We start from the raw sequence: 18,991 nt of genomic DNA on the forward strand, positions 1-18,991 counted from the left end.
AAATCGGGGCTTTTTTTGTAGGTTGTTAAAAACGCTTTATTCACGCGTTAAGCGAAACTCTCCGCCACCCTGCTTCAATATCAAGACGCTATTCTCTGGTTCAAATGCTATTTTAAGCGCTGCCTGATCAAAGCGAAACATATGCTCCGCATAAGCTTCCAACGGAAAAGCCGACTGACCAGTTGCCTGCCCTACCAACACACCATCTTCAATGCGGATTACAATTTGCAACGGAAATGTTGGTGAACTATAAGTACCCACATACGACTGAAGTTTTTCTGTAGGAACAACAATAGCAGCCGAAAAAATGGGCATCTCATAGGCTTTGCCAAAATACAAATTGAGTGTACCAATCAATATGTCATTGACACCCATTGAGGTGCCGTTAGAGATATAGCTAACCGTGACATTATTGTCTTCAAAATGGCCCGCATTCGATTGAAAACCATCAATAATGCCGTTATGACCCAGCACCTTTTGCTCATAATAGGGGAACTCAATCAGCCCCATACCCAAACCATCCACTAGGGTTTTCATATGTATCAATGATTGCTTGGATACCAGCTTTCCATTAAACAGCGCACTAAAAAAGTGATTCAAATCTGTGGGCGTCGACACAATACCACCCGCGCCCAAGGGAATACTCATGTCAGATTCCGGCGTTTTCTGCCAATCGCCTTTTTTAAAATAAGAGTAAGCGGCATTCTTCTCCTCAGTAATTTTTCCTCCGTAGTAAGTGTCACGTAATTTTAACGGCTTAACAATACGCTGCTGCAACAATTCAGCATAAGCCTCCCCCGACACTTTTTCTAAAATCATTGATAGCAGAACATAATTGGTATTAGAGTACTCAGTTTTTTCTCCAGGTTGAAAGATTGTTTCCAGTTTTGACAAGCGAGAAAGAAGTTCTGCCCGAGATTGAGGCGTAAACATCCAGGAGCCAAAGTCCGGCAGGCTAGTGAAGTTAAACAACCCTGATCGGTGACGCAATAAATGCTCTACTGAAATACGAGAGGCATTGGGTATGGAGGGAAAATACACCGAAATTTTTGTGGAATAACTTAATTTACCTGCTTCCACCATTTGTAGCAGCATTACCGCAGTAAACGTTTTCGAAATAGAGCCAATACGATAACGGGTATTGTTTTTGGCGCGTATCTTTTTTTCAATATCAGCATAGCCAATACTGCGCTGATAAACCTCTTTACCGTCTTTGAATATGGAAACGCTGCCCATACCAGCATTGTTTTTTTCGATCAAAGAATACAGCTCATCGAGTTTTTTAGTGTCAAACTCCGCCGCAAACAATGAGCCCGAGAGTAATACCGTGGTGACAGCCGTTATAACTCGCTTCATATTCCCGTCCTTCGGATTGTGCATTTAAGCGGAGTTTACATCCTAAACTGTGACCACTCCGTTACCATATAAACGGGGCAACATAGAGCCCCGCTATATTAAAAGCTTAACGCATTAGTAGCGTGGCCAACCGCTTGAATCCCAATTTAACGTGCTAATTAGCATTTTGGGCGTACCGTTATCGGTTGCGTCATAAGCATGGCGCACGATCAAATCGGTATTCAGAATATCCTGCCCGCCCGGGCCAACCCAAACACTGTTGCCACCATCAAGTAAGCTTCCACCACTGTTCATCATATCAGTACCGTTTTTATCCAAATAGGGCCCGCGAATATCGGTAGCACGACCATAGCGAATTTGGTAAGTGCTACCGACACCGGCACAACAAACACCAACAGAGACAAACAGGTAATAGTAACCCTGACGATAAATGACTGTTGGTGCTTCTATACCACCCGAACGACTAGCAATGGGATAGAGGGAACCATAGGGTTTCATCGTCATAGGGTTTACGCGCATCAACTTGATGCCGCTGTTCCACGAGCCAAACGTCAACCAAGGGGCGCCGTCTTTATCAACAATAAGGTCTGGATCAATCGCGTTGAAGTCGTTGCTATTGGTGGTGTTAATAACTAGACCATCATCACGCCAATCGCCGGCGGCAATACTACTGGCGGACGTTAAACCAATGGCCGAAACACGCGAACCAAAAGTAGAAACCGAATAATACATCCACGCCCGGCCGTTATAATGTTTTAAGTCGGGTGCCCAAACATCGATACCTTCCTGGCCCGGTACATAGCTGCCCCACCAACTTAAACCACTGTTGAAAATGGGAGCAGCACCATTCCAGTCGACGCCATTACTGGAGTACTTACCATAAATTCCAGGACCCGTCTGAAATAGCCACCAGGTACCATTTTCGTATGCAATAGCAGGGTCGTGAGTGACAATGTCACCGGCCAGAGACCAGTGGTTCGCTGCACCATTAGTCGTTGATGGGTCCCAGGGCGCCCCTTCAATACTGCCCACTTTGGTCATTTGCCAGAGCTGGGCATCGGCACCCCAATACCCCCACTGGGCTATATTGGCACCATCGGCAGTATCAAAATTAAAGAGATCCAATGCTTTTCCGCTGTTGCGGTTGCCTAGGCTAAAATAACCGTTTCCTCTATCTGTAACCTGCCACTGCTGAGCCGCTCCACCCCAGTATTCCCACTGCGTTATGCTGTCGCCGTCGGCGGTGCCAGAGCTATACACCTCCATGGCCTTACCACTATTAAGGTTGATCAGAGAATGGTAACCATTATCGGTACCCGTCACCAACCAGCGCTGGGTATCGTGTCCATTGGCAGGCCACTGATTAATGTTGGCACCGTTATCTTGGGATGCTCCTCCCACTTCAATTAATTTGCCACTGTGCTTAGACTTGATTTCATACACGCCGCTATCAATTTGTGCCAACGCCTGGCCAGTCATCAACAGGCAGGTGGCCAATAGTGCTGTAAGCATTACTTTGGGGCTTCGGATCATCAATTTCTCCTGGTTTTGTTGGCAGTCTGGCTTTGATTTTTATGGGGTGCCTTCTGGGACACCTATAGCCAGCGCCGGTATAGCAAAGAGCGATTTAATAACTCAAACGCCCCGATTATTGTTATTACGCATAGTTTGACGACAAGGCGCTGTTCGAGCGCCTTTCGTCAAATTGATTTATATTATTATATTTCTATTGAGTCAAGCGGCTGCTGGTACAAAAAGGACTCGGGAGAGTAGGCTATTGCGAATCTGACGACAGCTTTAGCTGACTACGCACACGCTGTACATAGTTCTGAGTTTCGGTATAAGGGGGAATTTTAAATCCGTGGCGCTTCACAGCATTCTCGCCAGCGTTGTAGGCGGCCAACACCAAGTCTAGGTCATTATTAAACATTTCCATCAGATCCCGCAGGTAACGCACTCCGGCCTCAATATTTTGCCTAGGGTTTCGACGATTATGCACACCGTATCGTTTAGCCGTAGCCGGCATCAATTGCATTAGCCCCATGGCTCCCGCCTTCGATACGGCATTGGGATTGTAATGGCTTTCTACGTGAATCACCGCTTCCGTTAGCTCTGGGGCTATTGCGTAACGGCTGGAGATACTCAGCACTATGGGTTTAAATGTCTTGCGGTTTTCCCGATAGTTGCCGTTGCGCGCAGGAAGCCGCCAACCTTTCCAGCTTTTCACCATACGTACATAGCCATCGTGGTCGGGGAAATCGGTGTACCGAACGTGGCCATTGCGGTCGACATATTTGTGGGGAACACCCACACGAGAGGCATCGGCATTTACGGGAGAAACCAACATTGCACTGGCTATACACAAGCTAATCGTAGCTAAACGTAAACCTACTTCAGCCAATACCTGCATATTTCTACCTCTATGAACCGTTGCTAAACACCCGCTAATTTGCGCACTAGAATCGTGCTTATCGCGTCATTTTCTTTACGAAGACAACAACAAACAGTGCCAGGGTAAAGCTCCCAACAAAGGCTTCAATAGCCGCAAAGGCACGCGTTATACCTACCGGCGATAAATCGCCATAACCTAACGTCGTAAACGTTACCACACTGAAGTATAGCGATTGAAAAAAGGTTAGCAGGTTCTCCGTAATCGAAGCTGAAGCCGCATACTCCACCATGGCCCCACCATCGGACACTCCGGCAATAAAATAAATACACGCAAACGAGAGGATAATAATGAGAGAAAAGCTCACAACCCTTACGGGCTCTTCGCCGTAACCACAAAATAGATCGACCATTTTCGACAGAAAACGGGTAAAACCATAGCGCGGAAGCTGGTACCGACGCATTATCATCTCACGCTGAAAAAATCGCCCGGCATTCTCGAACAAACCCTGAGATTCGGTGGTACGCCTTAAATTACGATAAATTTCTTCCGCCTGCTCGAAATAATCTATTTGCGCTATACGGTTACCGCGGGTTTCATAGGCCTGCGTTTCCTGGCGTAAAAATCGGTCCCACTCAATATTGTCGAGCTTCACACCCTTTAATTTCACTCCCAGTAAATTGGTATTCAGCAGGCATGAACAGTTCAAATTGGCCATTGTTAAATTGGCCTTCATCAGTGAACTGCCGGTCAGGTCTAAATTGAACAGGTGCGCGTTTGTCAGATTGCAGCGGTACAGGTCTGAATAGACGAGATGGTAGCCTTGTTTAGACCCATGCCGAACGAGGTTTAGCCCCTCCAAATTCGCATAGCGTAGGCTAAAGCCAACCATCGGCCGGCCCGATTTAGCCCGAGCCTCCAGGCGAGCGACTAAGTCTGCTTCCAATTTTTTACTTTTACTATGCCAGTAACAAACCCCATCGCACTCTACCGAGTCTTCACAGGTTTCGCCGTTCGGCCCAACGTAAGTGCAGGTTGCGTGGTTTGACATGATTTGCCTCCAGTATCACTGGTGTGCGATAAGGGCACCGCTATTAATTGCACACAAAGCCCAAAGGGCGTGGTCTGGCTAAAATTAATTAATAGAGGTGCCCATAAGTCTAGGGCAGGAAAAGAAATCTGCCAGCGAGTAGACGCCGGCAGATAGGTGTACGGAAGGATAGGAAGGCTTAATCCCTATAGGGCTGAAGGGTATTGATCTTGCCGTTTTCGTCGTAAGTCATTTCGGCCATTTTAATGGAGCGCAGATGGGTTACACCTTTCGACAAACTTGAATCATGGTAAAACAAAAACCAGCGATCTTCGTACTGACAAATGGAATGATGAGTTGTCCAGCCCACCACCGGGTTCATTATACGACCACCATAGGTAAAAGGCCCGTAGGGGTTGTCGCCAATCGCATAACACAGGAAATGAGAATTACCGGTTGAATATGAAAAGTAATACTTGCCGCTGTACTTGTGCACCCAGGAGGCTTCAAAAAACCGGCGATCGTGATCACCCGCCAACAGCGGGTTGCCCTGCTCGTCTAAGATTTGAATCTCACGCGGCTCTTCGGCAAATTCCAACATATCGTCGCGCAATTTGGCCACTATGGGGCCAAGTGCGGGTTCGGTATCGAGTGGTTCGGCGAGTGTGCCACTGTACTTATTTTTTCGGTAGTGCTGCAACTGCCCGCCCCAAATACCACCGAAGTACATGTAATGCTGGCCATCGTCGTCTTCGAACACCGCCGGGTCTATAGTATAACTGCCGTTAATGGGCTCCGGCTCGGCAGCAAACGGTCCTGTGGGAGAATTGGAAACGGCTACGCCTATCTGAAAAATACCATCGCTCTTTTTTGCGGGAAAATACAAATAGTATTTACCGTTTTTATGCGCTGCATCGGGAGCCCACATTTGTCGCTCGGCCCAAGGCACATCTTCAACACGCAGCGCCACACCGTTATCCACCACCTCGCTTTCGGGTGTATCCATTGAGATAACGTGGTAATCCGCCATTCCAAAGTGATCGCCATTATCATTAAACGGAATACCGGCATCAATGTCATGTGAAGGGTAAATGTAGATTTTGCCATTAAACACATGTGCAGAAGGGTCTGCTGTGTACATGTGTTTTACCAGCGGTTGCGAAATCGCTTTCGCATTTACTTCGTCAAAATCCAGTAGAGTGTATTCTTCATCAGCCATAAATAAATCTAACCTTGCTAATTTTATGATATACGTCGAGCAGCAAGCTCACTTTCAATGGTGTTTTCCATTGTTTTATTGATTTTGTAGAAGAATAAGCTAGCGGCAGCTATAAAAAATGGGATCGCCGCGTAAACACTGACGGCCAATTTAATGCCGGTAACAGTCGATTCGCTTTGAATATTCAGATCACTGTCGTAACCATAGCTATTCAAAATTACAGCAGCGATGGTTGAGCCAATGGTTAAGCCCCCTTTCAGGCCCAAGATCATGGCCGAAAAAATTATGGCTGTAGCACGGCGATTATTTTTCCACTCGGAGTAATCCGCTACATCGGCAATCATCGCCCATAAAAGCGGAATGGTGATGCCATAGAAAAAACCGTGAAGAATTTGAGAGATAAACATTGTACCAACAGCGTCTGGCGGGAAGGCCACAAATGCCAATACAAACAAGGTGGAAAGCACGAGAAAAATACCAAAGATATTGCGCTTACCAAAACGGTCGGCCAGAGGCTTGGACAAGCCAATACCCACAATCATAAATAGAATACCGCCGCCATTAAACAGTCCAAAACCTGAAGCGCTCGGCTCATCGGGCCATCTAAAATCAAAGCCCATACCGCCAAAGAAAGCCGTAAGCCAGGTAATGAAACCGTTAAAACCAATATCATCAAGGAACCCAGACAATGCAGGTTCATCAACAAAATTGTTGAAGTAGTAAATATACATGCCGCCTTTTAACGCAAGCGTAACAAATACCAGAATAACCACGCCCAGCATGACGAGCCAAGGCACATTATGGAAAAGGTCTTTTACGTCGTCGGAAAGCCGCGATTCGCTATCGCGTGGCGCCACCACACGCTCCTTGGTGGTAATAAAAGTAATAACAAAACAAATCACACCCACAACCGCAAATACCGACATCACAGCTTCAAAACCGGCGGCTTTGTCACCGTCGCCCACCATTAAAATAATGGGGTACAACAACACCTGAATGATAAACTGAGCAACCATTACCGCCACAAAACGGTAGGCCGAGAGGCTGTTACGCTCCGACATGTTACCGGTCAGCACGCCACTTAGAGAGGCATACGGCAAGTTGTTGGCTGTGTACAACGCCACCAGTAATAAATATGTACCAAAAGCGTAAATAACTTTACCGGATTCACTAAAATTGGGAGTGCTAAACGTGAGGAAAATACAGATAGCAAATGGAATAGCCGTCCACAATACCCAAGGGCGGTACTTACCCCAACGGGTATTGGTGCGGTCGGCAATGGCTCCCATAATCGGCGCAAACATTACGCCACCAATAATGCCACACCAAAAGATCACCGACTGCGCCGACGCATTGCTGAGCTTGTACACATCGGTATAAAAGAAAACGATATAGGTTACCAGTGTCTGGAACACCAGATTCGCGGCTAAATCCCCTAGGCTGTATCCAATTTTCTCTTTAACGGAGAGTTTGTCTGTTATTGTACTCATAGGGCTCACGTCGCCTTCATTATGGATTGTATTGGCATTTTACCTGCCACTAAGTTACCCCCGCAGGCCTTCCCAAACGGCTTTAAGTCATTTTGACTATATTACTGGGCGGCGCACAAAAAAGATAGTCAAAACGACAAAGCGCTGCCGTAGTCCCATCCCCCCCTAAACGAGCTGTTAGCGCCCGCAGTCATGTCTATACTCTTAAACAGTTTGAATGATCTAACCTATATGGAGATAGACCGCCGATGGGAACCCCGATAGACCCCCACCTAAAAATACTCGCGCAAAAGGACGGCTCCGACCTATACCTGAGCACCGGTGCACCGCCCTGCGCCAAATTTCAGGGCACCCTGAAACCACTCTCTCAAACAGCCTATAAAGCGGGCGAAATCGAAGCCATTGCCAACAGCATTATGGATGAAGAGCAGCGTGAGCAGTTTATGCACGAACTGGAGATGAACCTTGCTATCTCCATTCCTGGTGTTGGTCGTTTTAGGATCAATATTTTCAAGCAACGCAACGAGGTTTCCATTGTTGCCCGCAACATCAATACCGATATTCCTCAATTCGACAAGCTTGGGCTGCCCGAAGTCCTAAAAGAAATCATTATGGTAAAGCGCGGGCTGGTATTGTTTGTTGGGGGTACTGGCTCCGGTAAATCCACTTCACTGGCTGCGCTCATAGATCTTCGCAATACTAACTCCGGCGGTCATATTATTACCATTGAAGACCCTGTCGAATATGTACACAAGCATAAAAAGAGTGTCATTAATCAACGGGAAGTGGGTGTCGATACCCGCAGCTTTCGCAATGCGCTGAAAAACACACTACGTCAGGCGCCAGATGTTATTCTTATCGGTGAAATCCGCGACAGAGAAACCATGGAGCACGCACTGGAATTTGCCGAAACAGGTCATTTAGCCATTTCAACGTTACATGCCAACAACGCCAACCAAGCCCTAGAGCGTATAATTAACATGTTCCCCGAGGAGCGACGACCGCAACTTATGCTGGCGCTATCACAAAATATTAAAGGTTTTGTGTCACAAAGGCTCATTCCAACCGTTGATGGCAAACGCTGTGCGGCCATCGAAGTTTTACTCGGCACCAAAACTATTCAAGAACTTATTCTTAAAGGGCGGCTCGAAGAAATTAAAGGGATTATGGAAAAATCGGAAAACCTCGGTATGCAAACATTCGACGCAGCCCTGTTCAAGCTCTACAAAGCTGGCAAAATAAGCATGGATGATGCACTCTCTAATGCAGATTCAGCCAACAATTTGCGCTTGCGCATTAAACTTGCCGAAGGTAATGCCGTACCATCCGTTCAGGATGCAAAAAAAGCGTCTACAACCGCATCCAATACAGATTCAGGCTTTGGAGAATTGTCCCTTGAAGCCATTGAAGAACCGGCAGAAGAGCCACCCCCTGGCAACCCTTTTATGCCCAAACAATAAACTTAATGTCCCAATAAAAACGTAAATCCCAAAGGAGTAACCTATGTTAGAAAGTAAAGAAGGTCAGCGCGTACCCGATGTCACCTTTAAAACACGCCAAAACGACGAGTGGGTAGCGGTCACCAGCGAAGAAGTTTTTGCTGGAAAAACAGTCGTCGTATTCGCGCTACCCGGCGCCTTTACTCCCACCTGCTCTTCTACCCACCTGCCCCGATACAACGAACTAGCACCGGTACTTTTTGCTGAAGGCGTAGACGCCATAGTTTGCCTTTCGGTGAACGATACCTTCGTCATGAACGCCTGGAGCGCCGACCAGCACGCCGAAAACATCACCTTCCTACCCGATGGCAATGGCGAGTTCAGCGCTGGCATGGGCATGCTAGTAGACAAAGCCGAAATCGGTTTCGGAAAACGCTCTTGGCGTTATTCCATGTTGGTGAAAGATTCAACAATCGAAAAAATGTTTATTGAACCCAATACACCAGGTGACCCGTTTGAAGTCAGCGACGCAGACACCATGCTCAAGCATATAAATTCAAACGCCAACCTGCCCAAGCGTGTAACCCTATTTAGCAAACCCGGTTGCCCACACTGCCATCGTGCCAAAAAAATATTGACAGAAAAAAAGTTCAAGTACGAAGAAATACTGCTAGGTGAACACGGCGTAACCTTCAGCTCACTCAGCGCGGTTAGCGGCCAGGGAACAACACCGCAGGTATTTATTGACGGTGAACATATTGGAACGGCAGACGATCTTGAAAAATGGCTGGCTAGCAACAGCTAACATGTGCGCTTAAGGGCAACCTCCTGTTAATTAATTTCAGCCTCTGCGAGACTTTGCAAGCCTTAGTGTAAGGCAGACTGCGCAGCGGAAGGCTGGTTGACTTTGCAAGCGGGCTAACGCGGCAATAAGGTTTTCCAGGCCGCGCCCTTTCGGGCAACACCATAAAAACCTCTGTAGCACTCCAGAGGTTTTTATTTTGGGGAGAAAAAAATGACGAAAACTGTATTAATTACCGGCGCGTCTTCCGGCTTTGGTGCCGCTGCCGCTAAAAGGTTTGCCGCCAAGGGTTATAGGTTAGTGCTTTTAGCTAGACGCATAGATAAACTCGAAACGCTAAAAATAAGCCTGCCAGATCCACAACGTATTTTTACTGCAGAACTAGATGTTACCGAAAGCAACGCCGTTAAAAAGTGCTTCGATTCATTGCCCCATGAATTTTCAGAAATAGATATTCTAGTCAATAACGCGGGTTTGGCTCTCGGGATTGAATCGGCCGACAAAACCGATTTTTGCGACTGGCAAACCATGGTCGATACCAATATTACGGCATTACTCCGCGTCACCCGTTACTTCCTTCCCGGTATGGTGGCCCGTAATAGTGGCCACATTATCAACATCGCCTCCATCGCTGGCAGCTGGCCCTACCCTGGAGGCAATACCTACGGCGCCACTAAAGCATTTGTCCAACAATTTACACGCGGATTAAAAGCAGATTTACTCGGCACAAATATTCGGGTAACCGAGATAAGCCCAGGCATGGCAGAAACAGAATTTTCAGTCGTCCGTTTTAAACAAAATAAAGACAAAGCAGATAAAATCTATAAAGATGCAAAGCCTCTTACAGCAGAAGATATAGCAGAAATAATTGAGTGGGTCACGTCGGTACCCGCGCACGTAAACATCAACAGCTTAGAAGTTATGCCTGTATGCCAAGCTTGGGGCCCACTGACGGTCAGTCGCTCAGAATAACTCAGAGCACCTCTATTTCATAACACCTTCGGGAAGCAACATTAGACACTACCACTTACGTAGTTTATTTAATGTTGCCAATTAAAAACTAAAGCGCCCACCGTTTTGTACCAACTAAAAATTATGCGTGCCAATCGCGCATATTTTATTTCCTTTGGTTTACCAATCTATCCACCTAGCAACCAATCAAACAACTGTAATGGTATGACCACAAGATTTGATTAAAAAAAAAGAACGATTAATAGTTAATTCATTTATAAAATCAGTATAAATACACATTGCATCACAGATTAACTTATTACATTTTCAAATTTAGAAAAAAATTAGCAATAGTTTTTTTATTACTTCGCCTGAGTTTACAGCACCCCGTTTTACGTTAGACTGGCCTAACCAAAGGAAATACCAATTGCGATAGCCCTACAATACTTTCGCTCAGCCGAAATATTCATGGTCTAACCCACAATAAAAACCGTTTCCTTTGAAGCATACAGAGCTTCCTACCCTTTGTATCTCTACCGCTAGTCAGCCCGGGTATCCACACTTTATGGGCCTGACTCTTCCAATAAAAAGAGAAATTCAGGATTACAATAATAAAAAAATATCTCAGTGCGCTTACCTGCGCAGCCGGGCTTGTATTTGCCTCCGGCTCAATTCAAGCTGCAACAGGCTTTGCCACCCAAAACGGCGGCACAACCGGTGGTCAGGGCGGTTCCGTTGTTCGCGCGACCACAGGCACTCAAATTCACGAAGCCATATGTAATCGAGCTTCAGACAATACGCCCATCATCATTGATGATTAAGGGGACTATCACTCCAAGTAACACTGCTAAGGCAAGCGGTAGCTGTAACACGGCTGACGGTGCAATTGAACTGAAAGAAATCAGTAATATTACCCTCGTAGGTGTTGGCGGCGGCGAACTTTTTGATGAAATTGGCATTCACGTTCGAGCGTCGTCCAACATTATTCTGCAAAACTTACACATCCGTGACGTTAAAAAATCTAACGGTACGACCTCCAACGGTGGTGATGCCATTGGTATGGAAGCCGACGTTTTCAATATATGGGTCGACCACTTAACACTCGAAGCATTTGGTGGTGAAAGCGAAGGTTACGATGGCTTGTTCAATATAAAGAACAACACCAAATACATAACCCTTTCCTACAGTATTCTGAAAAACTCTGGCCGTGGCGGTTTTGTCGGCTCCGGCGATGGCGATGGCGATGGCGATGGCGATGGCGATGGCGATGGCGATGGCGATGGCGATGGCGATGACGATGACGATGACGCGCCCAATAACCTATCACCATAACTATTACTACAACATTGATTCCCGTACACCCTTGCTGCGCTTTGCGACTGCACACTCGTACAACAACTACTTTAACGGAATCAATTCTTCTGGTATGAACCCGCGTATCGGCGGAAAAATGAAAGCCCAGAATAATTATTTCGAAAATGCGAAAGACCCTATTGGCACTTTCTATACTAACGATAGGGGTTACTGGGATATAAGTGGCAATATTTTCACCGAAACCGTAACCTGGACAGCCGATGGTGATAAGAATCACCCCGCCGGACCAAACCCCTCACCCACTACGTCTATTAGAATTCCTTACGGATATCAGTTGGATGACGCCGGTTGTGTACCACAAATCGTGCTTACTACTGCAGGTACTAATAATGGCATGCTCACTTCCGACGTGTCTTGTGCTGTAACGTCTTCCAACTCAAGCAGTTCTTCCAGCAGTGTTTCTAGCTCCTCCTCTGTTTCAAGCAGCTCTTCAAGCAGTACAAGTGTACCGGCAGGATCAAACTTGAGTATTGGTGCTGGTTCTGATGGTTCTAGTAAGCTAAGCGGCACCAGTTACGGAAGCGTACGCGATGGCAATCTCAGCACCTACTGGGAACCCAACAGCTCCACTGGGCGCGTATCAGTCAAGTGGGATTCCAGCACTACCGTTAGCTCAGCAAATATTATTGAAGCCGCAGGCTTTGAAGGCAACATCGGCAATTGGCAGTTAGTGAATAACGACACAGGTGCAGTACTAGCCTCTGGCTCTGGCGCGGGTGTTATCAGCTTCTCTTCTGTTAGCTTAAGTAAGATTAATTTCGTTATTAACAGGTCTAGTGGTACATCTACTGTGGCGGAATTTGAAACCTACGCAGGCACCATAGGTTCCTCTAGCTCCAGCAATTCTTCTTCCAGCAATTCTTCTTCCAGCAATTCTTCTTCCAGCAATTCTTCTTCCAGTAATTCGTCCTCCTCGAGCAGCTCCTCTTCCTCCAGTAGTGTTGCCAACGTTACGGCAACCATTCAAGAAAACAATACCGGGTTCTGTGGTGTTGACGGCTCTGTCGACAACAATAGCAGTGGATATACGGGTGCCGGTTTTGCCAATACAGCCAATGCCAGTGGCAATGGTATTGATTGGGCTGTGAACGGAGAAGCAGGTAGCTATACCATTCGCTGGAGATTTGCCAACGGCTCATCCACCAATCGTTCGGGCGTACTCAGTGTAAATGGCTCGTCTGTTTCCACAGAGGATTTTGTAGGCACGGGCAGCTGGACCTCTTGGGCAACAACTTCCGTTACTTTAAACTTGGGTAGCGGCCACAAGTTGCTGCGCCTTCAAGCGAATCAAGGTTCAGGGTTAGGGTTAGGGTTAGGGTTAGGGTTAGGGTTAGGGTTAGGGTTAGGGTTAGGGTTAGGGTTAGGGTTAGGGTTAGGGTTAGGGTTAGGGTTAGGGTTAGGGTTAGGGTTAGGGTTAGGGTTAGGGTTAGGGTTAGGGTTAGGGTTAGGGTTAGGGTTAGGGTTAGGGTTAGGGTTAGGGTTAGGGTTAGGGTTAGGGTTAGGGTTAGGGTTAGGGTTAGGGTTAGGGTTAGGGTTAGGGAACGTAGACTATCTGGAAGTGACAGGACCCGATGCAACAGCAACCTCCTGTACACCTTAGCTACCGCTTAAATAGAAGCTTAAGTTCAAAATAGCTTTGTGAATAGCTTCGTCTCTGGCGGCCTGAAGTTAGGTTGCCAGAGGCCTTACCCTATCTCAAATCCCTGTTCAGCTGAGTTCACCGCGGCGATATAATCTACCCCAACAATCTAGTATCCGGTGAAAACTACCGGCAGCAATACCCTGCCAAACCCAAACCGACCCGCCCGTTAAATATCAACCGCCTAGCCGGAAAGTGCAAGACTGCACTGCAAAAAAGAAAAATGCTTTAAGATACCTATAGCAAACCTCTAATAAGGTATGTTCCGCCGATGGTAAATTATGGTTTATCGCGTGTAATAGCGCCAATCCACTGGTCAATAAGCACATCACATTGATTAGCGATACCTATTGACGCATTTTCGGGCTCCAAATGAGTACGCAATATACCAATGATAAAAGCCCAGGTACCATTAGTAATAAGAGCTACATCCAGCTCTTCTTTGAACAAATCCTGCGATTTAAGCGCGATGACTGCCATGTTCAATGCGCTATACACCATATTGCGCTTATTGAGCAAAAACGTCTGCAGCTCGGTATCGCTGTTGGTGAACTCCATACTGCTGAAAATTATACGCAACGCCTGATTTAGACTGGGGTCGCTAAAGGCATCTTGCAGCATGCTTTTTAAAATACTGACGAAATCCTCCAGTGGGTTAACCGCAGAAAGCTGCTGCAAAGATTGAATTGTTTGCTGCTGCAGATGGCTAGCTGAGCGCTCCCAAAGGGCCTTAATCACAGCATCTTTATTTTCAAAATGCCAATATACGGCACCACGAGTCATACCCGCTGCAGAGGCAATATCGTTGAGCGTGGTTTTAGCTAGCCCCTGCTGACTAAAAAGCTGTATCGCCGCGTCTAATAACGCGTGATACGTCTTTTCTGCATCCTCTTTTGTGCGCCGCGCCATAACAGGGCACCTCTCGCTGATTGGTTTTTGAACTTGTCTATTATTATACATTCATGTATGTTTGTAAACATTCAGGCGCGGTGTTAATCAGCTACCCTTGGTTCATTCCTAGCGCAGTTGTTGTCAGCTCAAATTTATTGTGAGGTAGATAGTCCACATGTATAGGCTTTTTGTATTGGCCAGTATTGGAATCGCTTGTTTCACCGGGTGCTCTGATGAAACCACAACAGCTGATTCAGCCGCCATCGTGCGCCCGGCAAAAATAGTATTTGTCGAACCTTTGGGTGAAAACCCGCTTAGGATCTTCCCGGGTACCGTTGAAGCATCGGTTAAATCAGACCTAGCCTTCCGTGTTGGAGGCTTATTGGAATCGTTACCGGCCTTGCCCGGCATGGAGGTTAAAAAAGGTGCCCTCCTCGCTGAACTTGATGATGCCGACTACCGCAACACGGTTCAGGATAGGCGTGCAAAATACAGTCTGGCTAAATCCCAATACGATAAGGTTATGAAGCTGCGTAAACACAATCATGTGAGCGAAGATCAGGTCGATCAAGTCGCCGCCAATTTCGACGCAGCACAAGCAGCGCTTTCACTGGCGGAACATAACCTAAAGCATACCCACCTAACCGCACCCTTTGACGGCGTAGTAGCCAATGTACAAACCGAAAACCATCAAGTCGTAAACGCATTTCAAACCGTTATGGAATTGCGCGGGCAAAACTCACTAGATGTGCGGTTTAGCATCCCCGAAAGCCTGCTCGGCAAGCTTCGACGTATCGATAACCCATCAATCCTTTGTGCCCAGGTACGCTTCAACGCATTTGCAGAAAAAACCTTTAAAGCCTGCTTTAAAGAATATGAATCTACACCAGACAGATTAACCCGCACATACAGTGTTGTTTACAGTATGCCAACAGTAACCGAAATTCCGGTGCTACCAGGTATGGCAGTAACCGTAGAAACCGATTTAACCCACCTCATGCGGGATGAATTTAAAAAAGGCGTATTGGTACCCATTTCAGCTGTATTTGAACAAGCCGAGCAAACCTTTGTTTGGACCGTAGACGACACCGGCGCAACACATAAACAAGCGGTTACGGTAGCCAGTATTCAAGGCAGTAAAATCATAGTCCTCGACGGCCTAACGGTTAACGATGCCGTTATTGCCGTTGGTGTTACCTATATTCAGGAGGGAATGAAAGTTCGCCCCATGATCAAAGAGCGCGGCCTTTAATGGGGAGCCTGGCATGAAATCCATAGAATATATGATTAAAAATGTCACCGTCTCCTGGATGGTAGTCATACTACTGGTCGGCGGGGGAGTTCTGTCTTTCCTCGAGCTTGGGCGGTTAGAAGACCCCGAATTCACCATCAAACAAGCCGTAATTGTTGCGCAATACCCGGGAGCTTCGGCCCTAGAGGTGGAAGAAGAAGTCACATTACCCATCGAAAATGCCATTCAGCAGTTGCCCTATGTCTACCGAATAAAATCGACAACCAGTGCCGGACTGTCGCAGGTAGAGGTAGAAATGAAAAGCGTCTATCGAAAAGACGACCTGGCGCAAATCTGGGATGAGATGCGACGAAAAATTAGTGACTTAAAACCTTTTTTGCCAACCGGTGTCTCTCCGCCAATGGTGTACGACGACTTTGGTGATGTATACGGTGTGTTTATCGCCATAGCCGGTGAGGGCTTTAATTACAAAGAGCTATCGAACTATGCCGACCTCTTACGGCGCGAATTAGTATTGATAAATGGCGTAGGTAAAGTCTCGGTAGGTGGTGAGCGTGTAGAGCAAGTCTATATTGAAGTGAGCCGGTCTAAACTTGCGGCCTCTGGATTTTCTACCGATACCATTCGTGAACTACTAAAAAGCGAAAACTTAGTTAACGATGCGGGCCATCTACAGGTGGGCTCCGAGTATTTACGTGTTAGCACAAAAATTAAAGGCCCAGAAGGCCTAGAGAGCCTCGCGGGTATTTTACTGGGCAGTATAAATGGACAGTTAGTGTACCTGTCCGATGTTGCAAATCTTTCAGCGGGGTTTCAAGACCCACCGAGCCACCTATATCGCTTTAACGGTTCACCAGCACTTACCTTGGGGGTATCATTTACCGCCGGGGTTAACGTAGTGGAGGTTGGGGAACGTATCGATGCTAGGCTAAACGAACTCGAATACCAGCGTCCCATTGGCATGGATGTTAATTCCATTTATAACCAGCCAAAAGAAGTTGAAAAATCGGTAAATAGCTTTCTTATTAGCTTGCTACAGGCTGTGGTTGTAGTGGTTGTCGTATTAATGTTCACCATGGGATGGCGACCGGGCATTATTATGAGCGTGGTGTTACTGCTAACCATCGCTGGCACCTTTATCATAATGAATATATACAATGTCGATCTACACCGTATTTCATTGGGTGCACTAATAATTGCCCTAGGGATGTTAGTGGACAATGCCATCGTGATTACCGAAGGCATTATGATTAGCCTGCAGCGCGGCGCCACCCGCCTGCAAGCGGTAACAAAAACCGTAAGCCATACACGCTGGCCATTATTAGGGGCAACATTTATTGCCATTACCGCATTCGCCCCTATAGGGCTATCCCCCGACGCTAGTGGTGAATTTACGGGCAGTCTTTTTTGGGTTTTACTTATTTCACTATTGCTCAGTTGGGTATTTGCAGTAACCCTAACACCGTTTTTCTGCTACTTAATGTTTAAAGAGCAACCAAAAGGTCAAATCAACGCAGACGAAAAAACCGTCGACCCCTACCAAGGTATTATCTACCAAGCCTACAAGGCCATCCTGCATATGACCTTGCATTACCGCTGGCTAACAATGCTTGTGATGGCCGCGTTATTAATGTCGGCTCTATTTTCATTTACCAAGGTTAAGCAAGCCTTTTTTCCCGACAGCTCCCTACCCGTAATTATGGTGGATTACTGGCTTCCAGAGGGCTCCAGCATTCATGCCACCGAAGAAGACATTACTGCACTCGAACACGATGTGCTCGCAATGAAACAAGTTAGGCAAGTAACATCGACCATAGGAGCCGGCGCAACACGTTTTATGCTTACCTATGCTCCGGAAAAGGCGTTTCCCAGCTACGCACAACTACTGGTGCAAACCCATAGCTATCAAGACGTTAGTCTAGTGCTAGAAAACACTCGAAAAATTGTGCGTGAAAAATATCCTCAAGCATTTGCCCGTTTCCGACTTCAGAGCGTCGGGCCATCAACAGCAGCTAAAATTGAAGCCAGAATTATGGGGCCAGATACGGCCGTACTGCGTAAAATTGGTAGTCAGATCATCGAACTCTTTAACAGCGATCCGGATGCGATGAATGTACGCCAAGACTGGCGTGAACGTACAAAAGTTGTTGAGCCCTTAATGGATGCAGCGGCGGCAAGGCGCTTGGGTATTAGTCAATCCGATTTAGATGCCGCTATAAAGCGAACCTTAATCGGCGAAAACGTGGGTACGCTTCGAAATGGCTCCGATTCTTTACCAATTATATTGCGCCCCCCGCAACATGAACGCGAGGGCATTAAGCAAATTACTCAGGTACAGGTCTACAGCACCATGACGGGTGAGTATGTGGATGCCGGTCAATTTTTACTGGGTACCCATTTGACCTGGGAAGACCCAATTATTAAACGCCAGGATCGAAAACGTACTTTATCGGTACTCGCGGACCCAAGCGAAAACAGTAACCCCTTTGCTCTACTTGCAAAGTTAAAAGGCCCCACTGAAGCACTATCTCTTCCACCGGGCTACAGTCTTGAATGGGGTGGAGAATACGAAGCCCAGCAAAAAGCGAATAAGGCCGTGTTTAAATTTGTGCCATTAGGTCTACTGGTAATGATTATTATCACTGTATTTATGTTTAATTCGCTAAAACAAACACTGGTTATCTGGATTACCGTACCACTGGCAATTGTAGGTGTAGCCTACGGCCTACTGCTCTTCGGTGCACCCTTTAGCTTTACCGCACTACTGGCGGTTTTAAGCTTAATCGGTATGCAAATTAAAAATGGTATTGTACTAGTAGAAGAAATAAAAAGGTTAAACGAAGAGGAGAAAACGAACTGGCACGACGCAATCACCGACGCCGCCATTAGTCGTTTACGGCCCGTCACGATGGCCGCAATCACTACCATACTGGGGATGATCCCGTTACTTTCAGATGTGTTTTTCAAACCTATGGCCGTAACGATTATGACAGGGTTGGGGTTTGCGACAATACTCACACTCATTGTAGTACCCGTATTATTCGCACTTTTCTATCACGTAAAAGAGTAATCATACATACTGGAGTGGGATTTTCGAAACCTGTTATTCGCGGCAAGCCCCCACTAAATCGTTACCACATACTGTGAGAGCCACATAAA

The 18,991-nt window shown here is 46.7% G+C and carries 14 protein-coding genes; 7 read left to right on the top strand and 7 right to left on the bottom strand.

What is annotated here, in order from left to right; translation table 11 throughout:
* Positions 1-36 precede the first annotated feature (36 nt).
* From H5336_RS21485 to H5336_RS21510, 6 genes are all read right to left on the bottom strand, one after another.
* Positions 37-1,356 (bottom strand): serine hydrolase domain-containing protein, encoded by a 1,320-nt coding sequence (locus H5336_RS21485; protein WP_185236501.1) that lies wholly within the window; start codon positions 1,354-1,356, stop codon positions 37-39.
* 114 nt (positions 1,357-1,470) lie between these two features.
* Positions 1,471-2,889 carry a family 43 glycosylhydrolase gene (locus tag H5336_RS21490; protein WP_185236502.1) on the bottom strand — a complete coding sequence of 473 codons (1,419 nt, stop codon included), beginning with the start codon at positions 2,887-2,889 and terminating at the stop codon, positions 1,471-1,473.
* Between the two features lie 241 nt (positions 2,890-3,130).
* Positions 3,131-3,766: a lytic transglycosylase domain-containing protein gene (locus H5336_RS21495; RefSeq protein ID WP_185236503.1), complete on the bottom strand. Its 636-nt coding sequence runs from the start codon at positions 3,764-3,766 to the stop codon at positions 3,131-3,133.
* Positions 3,767-3,824: 58 nt separating this feature from the next.
* A complete protein-coding gene (locus tag H5336_RS21500; protein ID WP_185236504.1) occupies positions 3,825-4,796 on the bottom strand; it encodes an ion channel in 972 nt (323 codons plus the stop codon).
* 178 nt (positions 4,797-4,974) lie between these two features.
* Positions 4,975-5,994: a glycoside hydrolase family 43 protein gene (locus tag H5336_RS21505; protein WP_185236505.1), complete on the bottom strand. Its 1,020-nt coding sequence runs from the start codon at positions 5,992-5,994 to the stop codon at positions 4,975-4,977.
* 23 nt (positions 5,995-6,017) lie between these two features.
* Positions 6,018-7,484 carry an MFS transporter gene (locus tag H5336_RS21510; RefSeq protein WP_185236506.1) on the bottom strand — a complete coding sequence of 489 codons (1,467 nt, stop codon included), beginning with the start codon at positions 7,482-7,484 and terminating at the stop codon, positions 6,018-6,020.
* Between the two features lie 248 nt (positions 7,485-7,732).
* On the opposite strand from H5336_RS21510, the gene H5336_RS21515 reads away from it, so the two are divergent.
* From H5336_RS21515 to H5336_RS21530, 5 genes are all read left to right on the top strand, one after another.
* Positions 7,733-8,944, top strand: a complete 1,212-nt coding sequence (locus H5336_RS21515; protein WP_185236507.1) for a PilT/PilU family type 4a pilus ATPase — start codon at positions 7,733-7,735, stop codon at positions 8,942-8,944.
* A gap of 43 nt (positions 8,945-8,987) precedes the next feature.
* Positions 8,988-9,728 (top strand): glutathione peroxidase, encoded by a 741-nt coding sequence (locus H5336_RS21520; protein WP_185236508.1) that lies wholly within the window; start codon positions 8,988-8,990, stop codon positions 9,726-9,728.
* Between the two features lie 210 nt (positions 9,729-9,938).
* Positions 9,939-10,697: an SDR family NAD(P)-dependent oxidoreductase gene (locus tag H5336_RS21525; protein WP_185236509.1), complete on the top strand. Its 759-nt coding sequence runs from the start codon at positions 9,939-9,941 to the stop codon at positions 10,695-10,697.
* 792 nt (positions 10,698-11,489) lie between these two features.
* On the top strand, positions 11,490-12,008 hold the full coding sequence (locus H5336_RS23685; protein ID WP_313558240.1) for a pectate lyase family protein: 519 nt from the start codon (positions 11,490-11,492) through the stop codon (positions 12,006-12,008).
* Positions 11,920-13,650, top strand: a complete 1,731-nt coding sequence (locus H5336_RS21530; RefSeq protein WP_313558242.1) for a pectate lyase family protein — start codon at positions 11,920-11,922, stop codon at positions 13,648-13,650. Before H5336_RS23685 ends, H5336_RS21530 begins: the two co-directional genes overlap by 89 nt.
* Positions 13,651-13,968: 318 nt before the next feature.
* Here H5336_RS21530 and H5336_RS23515 read toward each other — a convergent pair whose 3' ends face one another.
* Positions 13,969-14,598, bottom strand: a complete 630-nt coding sequence (locus H5336_RS23515; protein WP_185236510.1) for a TetR family transcriptional regulator — start codon at positions 14,596-14,598, stop codon at positions 13,969-13,971.
* A gap of 157 nt (positions 14,599-14,755) precedes the next feature.
* Between H5336_RS23515 and H5336_RS21540 the strand changes: the two genes are divergently transcribed.
* Complete coding sequence (locus H5336_RS21540; RefSeq protein WP_185236511.1) at positions 14,756-15,832, top strand: efflux RND transporter periplasmic adaptor subunit; 1,077 nt, start codon at positions 14,756-14,758, stop codon at positions 15,830-15,832.
* A gap of 13 nt (positions 15,833-15,845) precedes the next feature.
* Positions 15,846-18,902 (top strand): efflux RND transporter permease subunit, encoded by a 3,057-nt coding sequence (locus H5336_RS21545; RefSeq protein WP_185236512.1) that lies wholly within the window; start codon positions 15,846-15,848, stop codon positions 18,900-18,902.
* The last annotated feature ends 89 nt before the right edge of the window (positions 18,903-18,991 follow it).

Origin of the sequence: Teredinibacter franksiae, from assembly GCF_014218805.1 — a bacterium.
Classification (GTDB): domain Bacteria; phylum Pseudomonadota; class Gammaproteobacteria; order Pseudomonadales; family Cellvibrionaceae; genus Teredinibacter; species Teredinibacter franksiae.

Excerpts from the sequence above, each read along its gene's own strand:
- H5336_RS21485 (WP_185236501.1), bottom strand. The coding sequence starts at position 1,356 with ATGAAGCGAGTTATAACGGCTGTCACCACGGTATTACTCTCGGGCTCA.
- H5336_RS21540 (WP_185236511.1), top strand. The coding sequence starts at position 14,756 with ATGTATAGGCTTTTTGTATTGGCCAGTATTGGAATCGCTTGTTTCACC.
- H5336_RS21500 (WP_185236504.1), bottom strand. The coding sequence starts at position 4,796 with ATGTCAAACCACGCAACCTGCACTTACGTTGGGCCGAACGGCGAAACC.
- H5336_RS21490 (WP_185236502.1), bottom strand. The coding sequence starts at position 2,889 with ATGATCCGAAGCCCCAAAGTAATGCTTACAGCACTATTGGCCACCTGC.
- H5336_RS23515 (WP_185236510.1), bottom strand. The coding sequence starts at position 14,598 with ATGGCGCGGCGCACAAAAGAGGATGCAGAAAAGACGTATCACGCGTTA.
- H5336_RS21515 (WP_185236507.1), top strand. The coding sequence starts at position 7,733 with ATGGGAACCCCGATAGACCCCCACCTAAAAATACTCGCGCAAAAGGAC.
- H5336_RS21505 (WP_185236505.1), bottom strand. The coding sequence starts at position 5,994 with ATGGCTGATGAAGAATACACTCTACTGGATTTTGACGAAGTAAATGCG.
- H5336_RS21520 (WP_185236508.1), top strand. The coding sequence starts at position 8,988 with ATGTTAGAAAGTAAAGAAGGTCAGCGCGTACCCGATGTCACCTTTAAA.
- H5336_RS21510 (WP_185236506.1), bottom strand. The coding sequence starts at position 7,484 with ATGAGTACAATAACAGACAAACTCTCCGTTAAAGAGAAAATTGGATAC.
- H5336_RS23685 (WP_313558240.1), top strand. The coding sequence starts at position 11,490 with ATGATTAAGGGGACTATCACTCCAAGTAACACTGCTAAGGCAAGCGGT.
- H5336_RS21495 (WP_185236503.1), bottom strand. The coding sequence starts at position 3,766 with ATGCAGGTATTGGCTGAAGTAGGTTTACGTTTAGCTACGATTAGCTTG.
- H5336_RS21530 (WP_313558242.1), top strand. The coding sequence starts at position 11,920 with ATGGCGATGGCGATGGCGATGGCGATGGCGATGGCGATGGCGATGGCG.
- H5336_RS21545 (WP_185236512.1), top strand. The coding sequence starts at position 15,846 with ATGAAATCCATAGAATATATGATTAAAAATGTCACCGTCTCCTGGATG.
- H5336_RS21525 (WP_185236509.1), top strand. The coding sequence starts at position 9,939 with ATGACGAAAACTGTATTAATTACCGGCGCGTCTTCCGGCTTTGGTGCC.